This is a genomic window from Staphylococcus sp. HMSC036D05 (assembly GCF_001836225.1).
Classification (GTDB): domain Bacteria; phylum Bacillota; class Bacilli; order Staphylococcales; family Staphylococcaceae; genus Staphylococcus; species Staphylococcus caprae.
On sequence record NZ_KV827773.1, the window covers coordinates 420,295 to 437,216 of the forward strand.

18 protein-coding genes are annotated in these 16,922 nt (G+C 33.7%); 8 read left to right on the forward strand and 10 right to left on the reverse strand.

The features are described 5' to 3' along the window. Window positions 1-160: 160 nt before the first annotated feature. A complete protein-coding gene (locus HMPREF2580_RS02500; RefSeq protein ID WP_002443902.1) occupies window positions 161-1,462 on the forward strand; it encodes a Na+/H+ antiporter NhaC family protein in 1,302 nt (433 codons plus the stop codon). A 131-nt stretch (window positions 1,463-1,593) separates the two neighbouring features. Beyond that, entirely contained in the window at window positions 1,594-2,109 is a 516-nt protein-coding gene (locus HMPREF2580_RS02505) for an SRPBCC family protein (RefSeq protein ID WP_002443901.1), read from the forward strand. A gap of 61 nt (window positions 2,110-2,170) precedes the next feature. Here HMPREF2580_RS02505 and HMPREF2580_RS02510 read toward each other — a convergent pair whose 3' ends face one another. Next, window positions 2,171-2,932, reverse strand: coding sequence for a MurR/RpiR family transcriptional regulator (locus tag HMPREF2580_RS02510; RefSeq protein WP_070830296.1), 762 nt, complete (start codon window positions 2,930-2,932; stop codon window positions 2,171-2,173). A 217-nt stretch (window positions 2,933-3,149) separates the two neighbouring features. Between HMPREF2580_RS02510 and HMPREF2580_RS02515 the strand changes: the two genes are divergently transcribed. Then, window positions 3,150-4,742 carry an alpha-glucoside-specific PTS transporter subunit IIBC gene (locus HMPREF2580_RS02515; protein ID WP_070830297.1) on the forward strand — a complete coding sequence of 531 codons (1,593 nt, stop codon included), beginning with the start codon at window positions 3,150-3,152 and terminating at the stop codon, window positions 4,740-4,742. A gap of 143 nt (window positions 4,743-4,885) precedes the next feature. On the opposite strand, the gene HMPREF2580_RS02520 is transcribed toward HMPREF2580_RS02515, so the two are convergent. Continuing rightward, window positions 4,886-5,416, reverse strand: a complete 531-nt coding sequence (locus tag HMPREF2580_RS02520) for a hypothetical protein (RefSeq protein ID WP_002443898.1) — start codon at window positions 5,414-5,416, stop codon at window positions 4,886-4,888. 375 nt (window positions 5,417-5,791) lie between these two features. Between HMPREF2580_RS02520 and HMPREF2580_RS02525 the strand changes: the two genes are divergently transcribed. After that, window positions 5,792-6,430 (forward strand): HAD family hydrolase, encoded by a 639-nt coding sequence (locus HMPREF2580_RS02525; RefSeq protein WP_070830298.1) that lies wholly within the window; start codon window positions 5,792-5,794, stop codon window positions 6,428-6,430. 12 nt (window positions 6,431-6,442) lie between these two features. After that, window positions 6,443-6,631 (forward strand): hypothetical protein, encoded by a 189-nt coding sequence (locus HMPREF2580_RS02530; protein ID WP_070830299.1) that lies wholly within the window; start codon window positions 6,443-6,445, stop codon window positions 6,629-6,631. Window positions 6,632-6,845: 214 nt separating this feature from the next. On the opposite strand, the gene HMPREF2580_RS02535 is transcribed toward HMPREF2580_RS02530, so the two are convergent. After that, complete coding sequence (locus tag HMPREF2580_RS02535; protein WP_002443895.1) at window positions 6,846-7,031, reverse strand: hypothetical protein; 186 nt, start codon at window positions 7,029-7,031, stop codon at window positions 6,846-6,848. Next, entirely contained in the window at window positions 7,028-7,387 is a 360-nt protein-coding gene (locus HMPREF2580_RS02540; RefSeq protein WP_044466799.1) for a hypothetical protein, read from the reverse strand. The genes HMPREF2580_RS02535 and HMPREF2580_RS02540 overlap by 4 nt, the downstream gene beginning before the upstream one ends. A 384-nt stretch (window positions 7,388-7,771) precedes the next feature. Here HMPREF2580_RS02540 and HMPREF2580_RS02545 point away from each other — a divergent pair, with 384 nt between their 5' ends. Next, window positions 7,772-9,178 carry an amino acid permease gene (locus HMPREF2580_RS02545; protein WP_002443891.1) on the forward strand — a complete coding sequence of 469 codons (1,407 nt, stop codon included), beginning with the start codon at window positions 7,772-7,774 and terminating at the stop codon, window positions 9,176-9,178. A gap of 95 nt (window positions 9,179-9,273) precedes the next feature. Here HMPREF2580_RS02545 and HMPREF2580_RS02550 read toward each other — a convergent pair whose 3' ends face one another. The 5 genes from HMPREF2580_RS02550 to HMPREF2580_RS02570 all read right to left on the reverse strand — a co-directional run bounded on the left by HMPREF2580_RS02550 (window position 9,274) and on the right by HMPREF2580_RS02570 (window position 14,069). Continuing rightward, entirely contained in the window at window positions 9,274-10,146 is an 873-nt protein-coding gene (locus tag HMPREF2580_RS02550; protein WP_070830300.1) for a MurR/RpiR family transcriptional regulator, read from the reverse strand. Window position 10,147: 1 nt separating this feature from the next. Continuing rightward, complete coding sequence (locus HMPREF2580_RS02555) at window positions 10,148-11,590, reverse strand: PTS transporter subunit EIIC (RefSeq protein WP_070830301.1); 1,443 nt, start codon at window positions 11,588-11,590, stop codon at window positions 10,148-10,150. 13 nt (window positions 11,591-11,603) lie between these two features. After that, window positions 11,604-12,491 carry an N-acetylmuramic acid 6-phosphate etherase gene (murQ, locus tag HMPREF2580_RS02560; RefSeq protein ID WP_070830302.1) on the reverse strand — a complete coding sequence of 296 codons (888 nt, stop codon included), beginning with the start codon at window positions 12,489-12,491 and terminating at the stop codon, window positions 11,604-11,606. 2 nt (window positions 12,492-12,493) lie between these two features. After that, window positions 12,494-13,537: a MupG family TIM beta-alpha barrel fold protein gene (locus tag HMPREF2580_RS02565; protein ID WP_070830303.1), complete on the reverse strand. Its 1,044-nt coding sequence runs from the start codon at window positions 13,535-13,537 to the stop codon at window positions 12,494-12,496. Between the two features lie 163 nt (window positions 13,538-13,700). Beyond that, entirely contained in the window at window positions 13,701-14,069 is a 369-nt protein-coding gene (locus HMPREF2580_RS02570; RefSeq protein ID WP_070830304.1) for a hypothetical protein, read from the reverse strand. Window positions 14,070-14,128: 59 nt separating this feature from the next. Between HMPREF2580_RS02570 and HMPREF2580_RS02575 the strand changes: the two genes are divergently transcribed. Then, window positions 14,129-14,875 carry a CPBP family intramembrane glutamic endopeptidase gene (locus HMPREF2580_RS02575; protein ID WP_070830305.1) on the forward strand — a complete coding sequence of 249 codons (747 nt, stop codon included), beginning with the start codon at window positions 14,129-14,131 and terminating at the stop codon, window positions 14,873-14,875. A gap of 26 nt (window positions 14,876-14,901) precedes the next feature. Here the strand turns inward: HMPREF2580_RS02575 and HMPREF2580_RS02580 are convergent, their stop codons facing one another. Next, the gene (locus HMPREF2580_RS02580) at window positions 14,902-15,600 is read right to left on the reverse strand and encodes a helix-turn-helix transcriptional regulator (RefSeq protein WP_002443877.1); all 699 of its coding nucleotides are present in this window, start codon (window positions 15,598-15,600) and stop codon (window positions 14,902-14,904) included. A gap of 465 nt (window positions 15,601-16,065) precedes the next feature. On the opposite strand from HMPREF2580_RS02580, the gene HMPREF2580_RS02585 reads away from it, so the two are divergent. Beyond that, entirely contained in the window at window positions 16,066-16,857 is a 792-nt protein-coding gene (locus HMPREF2580_RS02585) for an inositol monophosphatase family protein (protein WP_037541802.1), read from the forward strand. Window positions 16,858-16,922: the final 65 nt, after the last annotated feature.

The window sequence follows — 16,922 nt, forward strand, 5'->3', positions numbered from 1 at the left end:
TGACTTACAATCTTAATGATCCTTGGCGCCAAGTCTCAAGATAGAGAATTTCATTAATGAAGTTCTACAAGCATTACAAGATGGGAGCGGGATGCCGAAATCGTTCTTTGAGAATCAGATTTCTGTTTCGCTCCTATTTTTATGGAAAGTAGGTTGAATAATGGAGAAAATAAAGAAAGGTAACGCATGGGCGCTACTCCCATTACTTCTATTTGTATTACTATTTCTAGGCGTGGGAATCGTTTCTGGCGATTTCACAACGATGCCTTTAAATGTAGCGATTACAATTACAGTAATTGTTGCCTTACTTATGAATAGAAAGGAATCCTTCGCTAAGAAGGTAGAAGTATTTACAAAGGGTGCTGGACATTCGAATATTATTTTGATGATGTTGATCTTCATTTTAGCGGGTGCCTTTTCAACTACAGCAGAAAAAATGGGCGGTGTCACATCCACAGTTAACTTAGGATTATCACTTATCCCACAGAATTTAATCATAGTAGGATTATTTGTGATATGTATGTTTGTGTCTATTTCAATGGGAACGTCTGTGGGTACAGTAGCTGCCATTGCGCCAGTAGGTTTTGGATTTGCTCAAGCCACGGATGTGCCTGCAGCTTTAGCGATGGCCACAGTTGTTGGTGGTGCAATGTTTGGAGATAACCTTTCAATGATTTCAGATACAACGATTGCTGCTGTTAGGACCCAAAGAACTAAAATGAGTGATAAATTTAGAGTTAATTTTAAAATTGTCTTGCCTGGAGCAATCCTGACAATTATTATCCTGTTCTTATTAACTAATGGTATTTCAATTGATCATGCTAAAAATTATGACTATAACTTATTCAAAGTCATTCCATACTTATTAGTATTAATTCTTGCGCTCATAGGGGTCAACGTCATTATTGTATTAATCGGCGGTACAGCGTTAGCAGGTGTGATTGGATTAATAGATGGCTCATTCGGTTGGAAAGGGCTACTTAGTGCTGTATCTAAAGGGATTATTGGTATGGAAGATATTGCAATGATAGCTTTACTCATAGGTGGACTCGTAGGTATTATTCAACACAATGGCGGTATAGATTGGTTACTACAATTCGTCCGTTCTAAAGTGAAATCAAAACGTGGTGCTGAATTAGGCATTGCTAGTTTAGTGAGTGCGGCTGATATTTCTACTGCTAATAATACGATTTCTATTATTATGGCAGGACCGTTAGCTAAAAATATTGCAGATGAATATGATGTTGATCCTAGGAAATCGGCAAGTATACTAGATATTTTTGGTGGTTGTTTCCAAGGATTATTACCGTATAGTCCTCAAGTGATTTCAGCAGCTGGCGTAGCAGGTATATCTCCATTTTTACTTGTTCCATACAGTATCTATCCGATTTTACTTGGCGTATGTGGCTTAGTAGCGATTATTTTGAGGGTCCCACGACTGGACCATAAATCCAAAAAGTAAATAGCAAAATTGAAGGAGGCTAAAAGTGCTCAGTCGTTTTTAGCTTCTTTTTAATATTAAGAGCATTCATAGTTTGTGACACAGCTTAAATACGTTAGAATAGAATTAAGAGTGAAAGTAGGTGAAAGATAGTGGCAAAATATAATGTAGAGAATGAACACGTAGAAATCGACATCGAACGATTATTAAAATTTACTCCAGAAGTAGTGTATGAAGCGTGGACGAAAGAAGAGCTTCTCAAACAATGGTTTATGACTACGCAACGTACAAATCAATCTTTTGAAGCGGATATTCAAGAAGGCGGACAGTATCGAATTGTAGACCGTAGAAATGGCAAACAAAATGTGATTGAAGGTACATACAAGGAACTAGTGTTAGATGAGTATGTGAAGATGACAATTGGCATGCCAGGATTGAGTGAAGAAGAGGATATTATCGAAGTGGAATTCTTCGAACGTGAAAATGGTGGCACTCAAATGCTCTTCTACTATCGCTCATTAGTTGAGAAAGAAAGACGTTTAACTACATTGGAGTATAAACAAAAGAAAAAAGAATATCATGATTCAACAGCACATGGATTTGAATTAATGATTGATCAGATGCAAAATGTTCTAGAAGAACGTGAAGAACAACAAAGTCATACTTAATAAAATCGCAAGCATTAAAGTAGTAAGCATGTTGACCTTACTACGATTGCTTGCGATTTTTTTATGTTAATTCATTTTTCTCTTTGCGTTCATTATATTTTCTTAAAAGTGTTTCGAAAAAGATATGATAACTGATAAAACTTGAGTAATCTGTACCATCATTTAAGTAAAACGTATTACTAGATACATAAACATTATAATTTGCTTGTTGTGCCAAGGAATTATCCTTCATTGTCGTGACGGAAATGAAATACTTTTGTCTTAATTGAAGTAGTTGTGTTACTTCTGTTAACTGATAAGTTTTCCCAGATAATGAAATAATAAAGAACAAATCTTTGGGAACAGTTTTATTTAAAACCATTTTTAATTCATGAATATCGTGAAGAAGAATGATATTTTTGTGCATGGTCAGTAAAATACGTTGCGCTTCTTCTGCCACATTCATTTGAGCACGACCAGTACCATATAAATAGATTGTTGTCGCTTCGTGCATTTTGCTCGTTAATAAATGATAATCTACACGATCGAGATAACTAAAGGTGTTCTCAATTTCTTGTTTGAATTGTTCAATTAAATCAGAGGGGAGTTGATTTTTCTTTTCATTTTCAAATTTTAAAAAGGATTTAAAGTCACTATAACCATCAAATCCTAACTTACGTGTGAAACGATGAATCGTCGCATTAGAAGCATGCGTATGTATAGCTAAATCTTGAATTTTCATATTTTTACAGTCTTCGATATGTGTATTTACATAATGTGCGATTTGTATATCGTTATCATTTAAATTATCGAAATTAGAATTTACACGTTCATCTAATATCATCTCAACACCTCAATATTATTTATTGAAAAAATTTCCGCACAATGAAAATATAATCTGATTATACAAAATAGTTTCAAAATCCGTCAACGTCATTGTAGTAATGTAAGCGTTTACTATATATTGAAATTAAGTTATTTATTTTTATAAAGTTTCACCATTAAAAGATGATAGAGGGAGTTAAAGTGAAACAATCATATGGGATGTGGAGGTTTTAATTATGAACGCAATTAAACGTTTTGGTAGTGCGATGATTGTTCCAGTATTAATGTTTGCATTTTTCGGTATCGTACTCGGTTTTGCAACACTTTTCAAAAATCCAACAATTATGGGTGGACTTGCAGATCAACATACATTCTGGTTTAAATTCTGGTCAGTCATTGAATCTGGTGGCTGGGTTATCTTTAATCATATGGAAATTGTATTCGTTGTTGGTTTGCCTTTATCTTTAGCGAAAAAGGCTCCTGGTCATGCTGGTTTAGCCGCATTAATGGGTTATTTGATGTTCAACACATTTATTAATGCAATTTTAACGCAATGGCCACATACCTTTGGCGCAAATCTTAAAAAAGGTGTAGAAAATGTCACTGGTTTAAAAGCAATTGCAGGAATTGAAACGTTAGATACGAACATCTTGGGTGCTATCATTATTTCAGCAATTGTGACATGGATACATAATAGATATTATAGTAAGAAATTGCCTGAGATGTTAGGTGTATTCCAAGGCTTAACATTTGTTGTAACAATTTCATTCTTTGTTATGTTACCGATTGCTGCAATTACTTGCGTTGTATGGCCAACGATTCAAAATGGTATTGAATCTGTACAACATTTCATTATTGGATCAGGTTATATTGGTGTTTGGTTGTATCATTTCTTAGAACGTGTATTAATCCCAACAGGATTGCATCACTTTATTTACGCACCAATTGAAGTTGGTCCTGTCGTTGCAAAAGATGGATTAAAAGCAGAATGGTTTAGACACTTAAACCAATTTGCAGAAAGTAGCAAACCTTTAAAAGATCAATTCCATTATGGCTTTATGTTGCAAGGTAATGGTAAAGTCTTTGGAGCTATCGGTATTGCTTTAGCAATGTATTCTACGACGCCTAAAGCAAACCGCAAAAAAGTAGCAGCATTGTTAATTCCTGCTACGTTAACTGCAGTAGTGGTTGGTATTACAGAACCTTTAGAATTTACATTCTTATTTATCGCACCATATTTATTTGTCATTCACGCATTATTAGCTGCTACAATGGATACAATCATGTATGGCTTTGGTGTTGTAGGTAATATGGGCGGAGGATTATTAGACTTTATTGCTACAAACTGGATTCCATTAGGTCAAAATCACTGGATGACATATGTTGCACAAGTTGTGATTGGTTTAATATTCTCAGGAATTTACTTCTTTGTATTTAGATTCTTGATCTTAAAATTCGATATTCCATTGCCAGGTCGTCGTGCTGAAGAAGAAGTTAAACTTTTCTCTAAAAAAGATTATAAAGAGAAAAAGGGTGAAGGTAATACTGACAATTCAGGTTTTGAACCTAGTAATGAATATGAAGCGAAAGCATACTATTACCTAGAAGGTTTAGGTGGAAAAGAAAATATTAAAGATGTGACGAACTGTACCACACGTTTACGTTTAACAGTAAATGATGAATCTAAAGTAGAAGATAGTGGTTACTTTACTCATGACCAAATGGCACACGGCTTAGTGAAGAGTGGCAAAAATGTCCAAGTTGTTGTGGGTATGACCGTACCACAAGTACGAGAAGCATTTGAACACTTAGTTTTTGATGAAAAGTAATGATTAGTGAGTTTTGAATATAAAAGTAGCAGTAAGAAGATTCGTAATTGAAATCATCTTACTGCTATTATTTTTTGAGGTATTATGTCCAAAAATGATTGTTTATATTAAAAAATCCAGTGACTATTCACTGGATGGTACATTTATGAAATACGTGCTTTATGCAACATCTTAGCACGATAACTTGCAGATAAAATATCAATATTACGTGTTGCAATAGTATGAAGTAATTGCGTGAACACCTCAGGAGCACATAACACACTCGCACAATTATTATTTAATGTATAGTTAACATCATGATGATTAGCAAACATATTCATGATATCAATCACTTTATCTTTAATAAAAGGGTCTTGTAATCCGTCGATAGCTAAATCAAATCGTTTGGCTGATTGATAAAGATGTTCAGAATCAAGAAGTTCATCGACATGCTTAGGAGATAAAATTTGATAAATAGAATAATTATGGAAGCTTAAAAAACTAATTAAATAAGGTAATTGTTGCTTAGGTAGGCTCACCTCTAAAGCATACATGTTATTTTGTTTGAATATAGAAAATTGTAATGACTCACAGAATTTTATTTCTTTACACAAATGAGTTAATTTTTTTCGCGTTGAGCGAGATTTCAAACCTGCAATATTGATAATGTAGGTTTCAAATTTATCAATCAACATGTTATGACCTCCCAATCTTTAACATTCTTTATATAGGTATCAAACTAGCGTAAAACAAAAGCGTACGTTGTCCGTTTAAATAGATTGTACCACTCTTTTTTTGTATATTCACTAAGACTTTTGAACGAAGTTAAAATTTATTCTTTTGTAATCTTTTCTTAACAAAATTTATAAAAAATAGAGTTTTTACCGCTTAATTTAATGAATATTCTGAAAACATATTGAGATAAATGACTTCCTATGATAATATTTGAAATCATTGTATTAAGGCAAGTGATTTAATTTTGAAAACAACGTCTACAGTTCATCTAGTAACAGTAGGCGTTGTTTGTGTTAGTATGTGTAATAACAGTGATTAAAAAAGGAGAAAACAAGATGTATAGAGCAGTGATCTTTGACTTTGATGGAACTATTATTGATACAGAACGTCATTTATTTGAGACAATTAATAAACATCTTAAGTTTCATAAAGTCGAACCGATTTCTATTGATTTCTATAGACAATCAATAGGTGGTGCAGCTACAGATTTACATAATCACTTAGAAACTGAGATCGGTATAGATAAGAAAGAGAAAATTTATCAGGAACATCATGAAACCAGTGGAGATTTACCTATCATCGACACGATTAAAGCGTTAATGAACTATCTCAAACAACGACATATTCCGATGGCAATTGCAACGAGTAGTTATAGAGAAGATATATTGCCAACGTTTAAAAAGTTAGGTTTAGACGACTATATTGATGTGATCGTAGGTAGGGAAGATGTTGAGAACGTTAAGCCTGACCCAGAACCTTATTTAACAGCTGTCCAGCAATTAAACTATAATCCAACTGTTTGTTTAGCAATTGAAGACTCAGTGAACGGGGCTACAGCTGCTATGATGGCAGGATTAGATGTTGTCGTTAATACAAATGTGATGACTGCGCATCAAGACTTTTCAACCGTGAATTATGTTGGTAAGGACATGTCACTTGAAGATATCGTGACGCAATTATTTGAAAATAAATAGGAGGTACATGACGTGGGTTATACCATACTATTCTTTATAGCAGGACCTATCATCTTAGCCATAGGGAACCTCGTATTAGGACCTATATTTAATAAAAGAACACCATTTCGTGTTCAACTTAGATCATTTATCATTGGTTCTATCGTTTACCTTATCATTGCAACGATAGGCTACTTTCTTCTATTACAGGGGAGACTATAAAATAACTTAGAAGATAAGATAAAACGTTTAGTTATTCCTAGATAAACAAAATAGCGATATGAAATAAGCTCTAAGACACTTCTTTTACTTACAGACCGCACTTAAGTTAGATTTTTTAGTCCAACTTTTAAGGTGTATCTTATAAAGAAATGATCTTAGTGCTATTAATTTGAATTTGATATTGAGTATGTAACTAACTTAAACATACTTTAGATTATGTGGTTAATTTTAGAATTAACGTGACGAGTATGAGTACAATTAAAACTAAATCAATTCCCACCATTATAGTATATCGAGTAGATTTTTGACCTTGATTTTTAGCTAATTTCATCGCTTGATAATTAGGTACTAAGCTGATGATTAATAATATTAAAATCACAACGCCAATAATAATTGTCATGACAAATGACCTCCATTTTTTCTTCTCTTAATCAGTTCCCATATGATTCCTGCTACGATTCCAATAATTAAGCCACTTATCACGCCAATTTGCGTTGTAAAGAAAAATGTTCCAATAAGTAAGCAAATGACTAATGATATTGGAAGGGTAGTACCGTAAATCATTTTACGTTCATCAGAACTTAAGATTGTAAAAGCCACTATATAAATGATGAAGAAAGCCAGTGTTGCTAAAAGCGTACGACCCACAACATGCATTAAATCAGAATGCTTCATAGTAAAGTAATTTAGTAAGAAAAACACAATCATAAAAATCAAAGCAACTTTGATTGCACGTTGTATAAGTGCTTTATCCATAATCAATCTCCTTTAACTATTTAAAGAAAGTATATCACACTCACTCAGTCATTTAGAATGAAACCATTTATGAGGTGATATCCTCAAGCTATTTATAAAAACTTAATTAAGTTCAATTTTTAAAATCAACACATTGAAACGCAATAAATATTTAACAATCTCATCGACCAACAGATTGTAGGCTTAGTCACTTTAATAGATTTAATTTTCAGAAAAATAATCAAAATAGGTATTTTCAAAAATCAAAAAGGTTGCTATTATAGTTTTGTAAGCGATTTCAATAAATTGTAAAAATTTTGTTTCAATTTCGTCAATTTGTAGTATAATTACGAAAATAAGATTATCATTAAAATAATAATCTAGATTTAGAGATGGGGTAAAATTATGGAAAATAATGAATTACAAAGGGGACTAAGTGCACGTCAAATGCAAATGATTGCACTTGGTGGAACAATCGGTGTCGGTCTTTTCATGGGTGCGACTAGCACTATTAAATGGACTGGCCCATCAGTTATTCTTGCATATCTAATTGCAGGCATCTTTTTATTCTTAATCATGAGAGCAATGGGGGAAATGATTTATATCAATCCTACGACAGGATCATTTGCAACATTTGCAAGTGACTATATCCATCCAGCGGCAGGTTATATGACAGCATGGAGTAATATCTTCCAATGGGTAGTTGTAGGGATGAGTGAGGTTATCGCGGTGGGTGAGTATATGAACTATTGGTTCCCAAACTTACCAAACTGGATACCGGGAATTGTTGCAGTTGCATTATTAATGGGAGCAAACTTAGTTTCAGTTAAAGCCTTTGGTGAATTTGAATTCTGGTTTGCATTAATTAAAGTCGTTACAATTATTTTAATGATTATTGCAGGTTTTGGACTTATCTTATTTGGAATTGGAAATGGTGGACATGCAGTAGGTATTTCTAACTTATGGACACACGGTGGATTTATGCCAAATGGTATTGTTGGATTCTTCTTCGCCTTATCAATTGTTATCGGTTCATATCAAGGTGTTGAACTTATTGGTATTTCAGCAGGTGAAACTAAAAATCCTCAAAAGAATATTGTTAAGGCAGTCAATGGGGTGATTTGGAGAATTTTAATCTTCTATCTTGGTGCAATTTTTGTCATCGTTTCTGTTTATCCTTGGGACAAATTAGGGGATATCGGAAGTCCATTTGTAGCTACATTTGCCAAAGTTGGAATTACATTTGCAGCTGGTTTAATTAACTTTGTTGTATTAACAGCAGCATTATCAGGATGTAACTCTGGTATCTTCAGTGCCAGTCGTATGATTTATACATTATCTAGACATGGTCAAATGCCTAAGATTTTCTCTAAAGTAATGAAAAATGGTGTACCATTCTACACAGTATTAGCAGTTTCAATTGGTATTTTAATTGGAGCCTTATTAAATGTTATTCTTCCTTTATTGATTAAAGGGGCAGATAGTATTTTCGTATACGTATATAGTGCTTCAATCTTACCTGGTATGATTCCATGGTTTATGATTTTATTTAGTCATTTACGCTTTAGAAAATTACATCCTGAAGAAGTGAAACAGCATCCTTTCAAAATGCCAGGAGGCGCGTTTGCGAACTACTTAACAATTGCGTTCTTGATTTTAGTACTCATAGGCATGTTATTTAATAAAGAAACAGTTGTCTCTGTTGTTATAGGTATCGTATTCTTAGCTTTTGTGACACTTTATTATTTCATTCGTTATAATAAAAAAGATCAACATGCAAAGAAAGCTAGAATGACGCAAGAACGTCAATAAAATATAAATGTCTGATTAATAAAATGAAAAAGCGATTCGTTCATACATTTTCTCTTAAGAAATTTTAAGTATGACGAATCGCTTTTTCTATTTGTCTAATGTTTAAATTCAATATTTGATAAATGCTTTCGATAATTATCTAAAGCCATTTTAGATTGCGTAATGAAATCTAATGATGACTGGTAATTCAATGCGATGTAACGATAATAAAGTACATCTATTGTAAACATTTGTGCAAATAAAGAAGTGGTAGCACCCATGCGCATTTCATTTTCATCCGTTTGACCATAAGATAAAATAATATCAGATCGCTTGGCAACAGGGTTATCTGACGTACTTGTGATTGTCACCACAGGAATATGATAATCAGATACAACCTTAGCAATGGAACGCATTTCACTTTGCATACCATTATTTGTAATAAACACAACACAATCTTTAGCATTATGAGTTGCTAACATTGTTGTGAAGATGTGTGTTTCTTGTACAAGTTGAATATTTAAACCGATGCGAGACAACTTTTGATATAAATCTGTAGCTACTACAAATGATGCGCCATAACCATAGATGAAAATCGTCTCAGCTTGTTTAAATAAGTCGCATATCTGATCGATAACCTTATCGTCAATTTTTTCATTCGCATTATTAAGTGCACCTTTAGCCCGTGAATGCATCTTCTTTTTAAGAGAGTCAGTGTTTTCATTGTCAACAAGTTCTACATTATACACAGACGCCTCTTTAGGTAGAAACTTTGAAAGACCAATTTTTAATTCGTGAAATCCGCCTTCAGTAATTTTTTTACTAAATCTAATAATCGATGAAGGACTGGTATTCAAAGTTTCAGCTATATCTTGTGAATTCATATTCACCACTTTATGAGGTGAATTCAATATGAATTGAGCAATCTTTTTTTCATTTTTAGTGAGGTAGGGGTACTGGTTGTCAATTTCATTCAAAATGTTTGGCAATTTAATCACCCATTTGATCAGAATTTCTCATTTCCTTAGTCGTACCAAAGAAATAAGTGAAAATGAATCCTCCAGCATATGCAGCAAGTAAGCCGGCAATATAACCGAGGTACATATTATTTGCAATTAATGGTAATAGTGAGATACCACTAGGCCCCACAGCAGTAGCACCGATATGACCAATACCTCCAACTACAGCGCCACCAATACCGCCACCAATACATGCAGTAAAGAATGGTCGACCTAGTGGCAATGTCACTCCGTAGATTAAAGGTTCGCCGATGCCCAAGAATCCAACTGGAAGGGCACCTTTTAAAGTGTTGCGTAATTTTTGGTTTTTACGGCATCTTACCCATAGCGCTAATGCAGCCCCCACTTGACCAGCACCTGACATTGCAGCAATAGGTAATAAATACGTAGATCCCGTTTTATTAATTAATTCAATATGAATTGGCGTGAAAATATGGTGCAAACCTAACATAACGAGAGGTAAGAAAAATGCACCAATAATGAAACCACTAAATATGCCACCTACACCAATCACCCAATTAATCACGTGGACAAGTCCATCTGAGATAAATCCAGCGAGTGGCATGATGATGAATATAGTTAATAATCCAATTATTAATAGAGAAATCGTTGGCGTCACAATAATATCAATTGAGTTAGGGACCACTTTATGTAATCTCTTTTCAACTAAACTGAGTAGCCAAACAGCAAAGATAACACCGATGATACCGCCTTGACCAGCAACTAAATGTTCTCCGGTAAAGATATTTTTAATTGGATTCTCATCTGTAATTCCTGTAAGTAATGTCGCACCACCGATAACACCGCCTAGTCCAGGTGTGGCGCCGAATACTTTTGCTGCGTTGATACCTGTGAAGATGGCTAAGTATGCAAGCATACCGTCTTTGATGACATTTAATACTGCTACAACTTGTTTGATCCAATCTCCAGAAATCGCACCAGCGGTTAATAAATTGTTTAATATCGCTGCAATCCCACCAATTAATCCGGCACCAATAAATGCTGGGATTAAAGGTATGAAAATGTTAGCGATAGACTTTAAAACTTTGTTCCATTTGCTTTGTTTACGATGACTTTGAAAATTCTGTTTATTTTCACGAGCACGTTCTTCAGCTTGTGTTTTATAACTTTTATTTTCAGAATTAGCAGTATCTTTACCTAATGGTGCGCCGCTCTCGTCAGCCATATAGTTCGCGACTTTGTTCACAATACCAGGGCCAACGACGACTTGAAGACGTTCGTCCTCAACGACACCTAAAACACCATCGATACCTTTTAATTCATCGTAATTGACTTGATCGTAATCATGAATTTTAATTCGAATACGTGTCATACAGTGGATAATATCATCAATATTATTGATACCGCCCACTGCATGAGTAATATCTTTAGCAAGACGTTCTTCTTTACTCATGGAAATTCCTCCCTTAAGCGTTGATGGCTTGCTTAATCACTCCATTACTCTTTTCTAAACGCAATTTAGCGTCTTTTTTAGTCGTATTACATAAATGCATGACAACTGCAGTTTTAATATGATGCCCCGCTTCATCATACAAGTTTTGTGCATCTTGTTCACTTAAATCACAAATATCTTGAATAATGCGGATAGAACGGTTGACTAATTTCTTGTTAGTTGGTCGCAAATCAACCATTAAGTTATCATATACTTTTCCTACACCAATCATGGTCATAGTAGAAATCATATTCAATACAAGCTTTTGTGCGGTGCCAGATTTCAATCGAGTAGAGCCTGTTAATACTTCTGGGCCTACATTTATCTCTAAGACGTGGTTGGCATATTTACTGATTTCGCTATGAGCATTACATGAAAGGGCAACTGTATCAGCTTGAATGTCATTTGCAAAGTTGAGCGCGCCTTTAACGTAAGGTGTACGACCGCTCGCAGAAATACCAATGACAATGTCTTTATCATTTAAATGAATATCCTTTAAATCTTGTGCACCTTGTTCAATATTATCTTCAGCACCTTCCACTGCAACCATCATTGCTTCTTGGCCACCTGCGATAATACCCACGACTTCCTCAGGACGTGTATTAAAAGTCGGCACACATTCAGCTGCATCTAAAACGCCGAGTCTACCACTTGTACCTGCACCGATATAAATAATGCGACCGCCATGATTAAAGCGTTGAATGGCACTTTCTATCACTTGTGTTAATTGAGGAAGAACCGATTCAATGGCTTTAGGTACATTTTGATCTTCCAGATTCATTGTTCTTAAAGCATCTTGAATATCCATTTCATCTAAATGCATCGTCTGAGTATTTCGTGTTTCGGTGGTTAAACGCTTCATTGTCATTCTCCTTCGTATATAAATTTGAAAGTATCCCCAGGCTGTATCAGTGTTAACAATGGGAGGTCATCATCGCTTATACGAGCGATACGGTTAATATGTGGATGCCCTTGAAGCATTGTTTTCACTACTTGAATTTCCCCTTCATATCTCCCGTTAAGTTGATTATCTACTGTAACGTCTCCAACATTTCGTTGTTTTGTACCGATTGGCTTAATATCTTCATCATTGTTTGCTCGAGAATATTGAGAACGAATAAGATGCTCGGGTGCATCAATACGTGATGTATGCGTTCGTAGAATTCTTTTTGAAAATGAAGCATCCAAATCTTTGAGATGTATTGTAAAGTGACGATTGAATACCATATCAGACAATTGCTGTGCTAGAGCGATACTTATAGCACTATCACCAATTACAATGTGAGCTACACCACTGTTCTGTAACTCATAAGCTGAAATTAATGGATGTGCTGAGCGATGTGATTCTATAGTAGGTAATCCTTTAAAAAGAGGACCTCTTAATTCTGTACCTGGAATAAAGGCATATATTTTAGCATGTTTATCGTAGACATGAATAAGTTGATTTTTATTGTCAATAAAAGAGCGTGAAAGACCTGTGTCAGGTCGTGGATAGTAATTATGACAGTAAATTAATTGTCTCTGATGATCATGTTCATATATACGTTCCAACATCTCTTGAGTGATCGTGCTTGCATTTAAGCAACATTGGAATCCATGACTTTGTACCTCATCAATAAGGTCAACATTCAATTGATCATCAATGCGTATCGTAAAAGCCCCATGAGGCAATTGATTTAAATAACTGTATAATGATTGATTAAGCAAAGAAGGATTAACATCAATGATATAAGTGATGTCATAAGAAGATAAAAGCTGACATAATTCTCCCAGATATGCCAACTGATGGTGCTTACTTTCTTCAGGAATTTGTAAAGACGTGAAAATCGTGCGATATCCCAATGATGCCATATCTAGAATGTATTCTCTATCTAATGCTTTACCTAAATATACTGAAAAGCCAAGCACATCTAACACTCCTTTGTACTACTTAATCAGTACCGATTATAACGCTATTAAGAAAGGTTTACAATTTGAGGTATAATTTAAATAATATAACAATAAAATTTAAAGTATTTTGTTTCTTAAGTAGTATAAAATAAAAATAAGTACAATTTTGTGGAGTAAATGATTAATGTTTATTTGAAATGTTGTGGGGAGTTACTTGATATTGATGATCTAATTTTAAAAGTTGTTCATACAATAGTATTTGTTTCGTATTGATATAAAAAAGTATATCACCTTGAGTAACTGTCAAAAGGGGATGGTTATGTAATTGCTGTATGACCTCATAGTAGGAAGTAAATTCAGGAGTGGTGCCTAAGATAGCTTTATGATCTTCAACCCATTGATGTTCCGTTTCAACATTTTGATTAAATGCGTTCAAAGTTTCTTCAAATTTGTTATGATGAATGAGTGCATAATATTTAGCAGTTTCACTCAAAGTGAGCAGATTTACAATTTGCAGTTTGATATGTTGTGTGGTTTCTAAATAATTCATAGTACCTCCAATAATATTTAATTTTGAACATAAATTTGTAAAAAGAAAGGGATACGTGAATGAAAGCGAATGAAAGAAAGAAAAAATATAAATGGAGTGATATTGCGTGGAGAGATTTAAATCTAATACCTATAGCACTTGTTGGATTATTTATATTTAGCTATGCAGGTTTAGCATTAGGGTGGCTCTATTTAGGACATATATCTGAGTTACAATTAGCTATGATAGGAACACTAGGTCAACTGATGGCTTATGTGGTTGTTATTTTTGTATTTTATTTTTTACATATACATACTTTTGGTGAAAGATTTAAGAAGGGGATAACATATCTAAAAAAACGTTGGTTTATCATTATTATCGTATTTTTAATAGCACTTGGATTATCAAATTTATATGATTATTTAATGCAATTCTTACCTAAACATTTGCAGTATTCAGATACACAGAATGAAATGGCGTTGGATCAATTGTTTGAGACACATGCATTTATTCCTTTTGCATTTTTAATGATTGTTATCGCAGGGCCAGTAGTTGAAGAATTAGTATTCAGACATATTATTATAGGAGAATTAGGGAAGAAATTTAATTTTATCGTTATGGGGATTGTCTCAGCGATAACATTTACTTTGATTCATGTCACTGATGCTAAATCGCCATTTGAATTTGGAGCATATTTTATTCTAGCATTGTCTCTTGTGTTTGTTTATTTGGTTTCGGGGAGAAATTTAGCGGCTTCAATTGGTTTACATATGTTAAATAATCTCGTTTCATTTATATATACAGTATGGACCATTTTTTATAAATAATTTATTTATAGCCCAGCTGACACTTTTTAATTTGTAGTGTCGGCTGGGTTTAAAAATTGCTGGTAATTGTCGATTGAAATATCTTGCGTTTTAATGGTCTTTTCAAAGGAATAAGAAATGTCTTGAATGTCCATAATCGGTAGCTCGCGTGTATGCCCTCGGCCTATATCGAATATGACAGCATTCCATTGTCCATATTTGCATAATAAGCCTATAAAGATGACATTTTCTGCTTGCATTCTCTCATTTTCCAAATAATCTACGAGCATGACATTACGCTCAGTACAATAAATCAAAATATCTGAAAATAACTGAGGTAGTGTGACATTAGTGCTTTCTTCAAATTTGATATAGTAATCCATTTTCTTTAATAGTTTTCTTAATCTTGTTTGAGGCAAATTTAAACATTGTTTAATAATAGATTGAATTTCTGACTGGTAAGGAAGTGTCGAATAAGATTGACTTTCATTAAGTGTAAGAAACAACGCTGACAATTGATTTTCAGTTAATGATAAAGAAATTTTTGATTGGGCATCTTTAATTTGATAACCACCAAGCTTGCCGTGTTGTGCATATACCTTTACACCTTGTTCTTCTAAATCATCAATATCTCTTAATATCGTTCTTTTAGAAACATTAAATTCTTTGGCGAGTTGCGAAGCGGTCATTTTATCAGAATTTTGTATAGCCTGAATGATTCGGTTTTGTCGTTCTAATTTATTCAATGAAAGTCACCTCCATAAACATTACATATTACATTTATTATAACATATAAGCGACAATGATGACATTTTCTGCTTTTTTCAACCGTTATAGTGTAAAATTACTAAATTTTCTTTTGGAAAACGCTTACAATTTAAAAATCATTGTGTTAGTATATTATTTGTAACAGGGGGAGCGATTAGACAAAGGGGTAGAGCTATGTAACAGATAGCTGTGTAATCGTTCAAGTTACATCAAAACATCTTCAATATTTATTACTTACTTTCCTTTCTATTTGTCGGCTAGCTCGTGACTAGCCGATTTTTCTTTTTCAAAAATAAAATTCAAAATACCATTCCAAATAATAGTAAATTTCGTATAAAATAATATTTAAGCAAAACGAAGAGCAATTCATCAATATCACCTTGCTTAAAAAGTGATATAGGGTTATGGGAGATTCATATACATATTTAATTGGTGGTGGAAAAATGGTTTCAGAAGATTTAAGAAAACTAGATCAATTGATTTGTAATTGGTTAAATATTGTAGATGATATTTTGCCTCAGTTAATTGAAGAAATGCATACAGATACTAAAAAGGATAGATTCGATCTTGTTACAAATGTAGACAAGCAAATTCAAGATCACTTTCAAGCGTTTCTCAAAACTGAACTACCAACGCATCAATTGTTAGCTGAAGAAAAGAATAATGATGATATTCAACCTTATGAGGGGCATTTATGGATTATGGATCCAATTGATGGAACAGCTAATTTGGTAAAACAACAAGAAGACTATTGTATTATTTTAGGATATTTTGTAGATGGAGCACCACAACTTTCATATATATATGATTATCCTCATGGCAAACTTTATAAAGCGATTGCTGGGGAAGGTGCATATGTAAATCAAAGTCCGTTACTACCTCCTCCAACCTTATCAATTGCAGATGCGATACTGTCATTTAACCCTCATGTATTGAATGATGAAACGATTAAAGATCTATTCCAATCGTCATTTAGTTATAGAATTATTGGCTCATGCGGCTTAGATTCAATAAGAGTGATTAAGGGGCAATTTGGGGCACACATCAACACGAATCCTAAGCCTTGGGACATTGCAGCTCAATTTTTATTTGCGAAAGAACTTGGCTTGAAAATGACAGGCTTAGATGGTGGAGAAGTTGATTTCGGACAAGGTGGGCCATTTATTATTAGTAATCCTGGTTGCCATAAAGAAGTACTAGAAATCATGAATAAAGGCAGAGGGTATCAAAAATAAACCCCGTTACACATAGAAAATAAATGATATAAGGGTGGGAGTGGGACAGAAATATAATTTAGCAA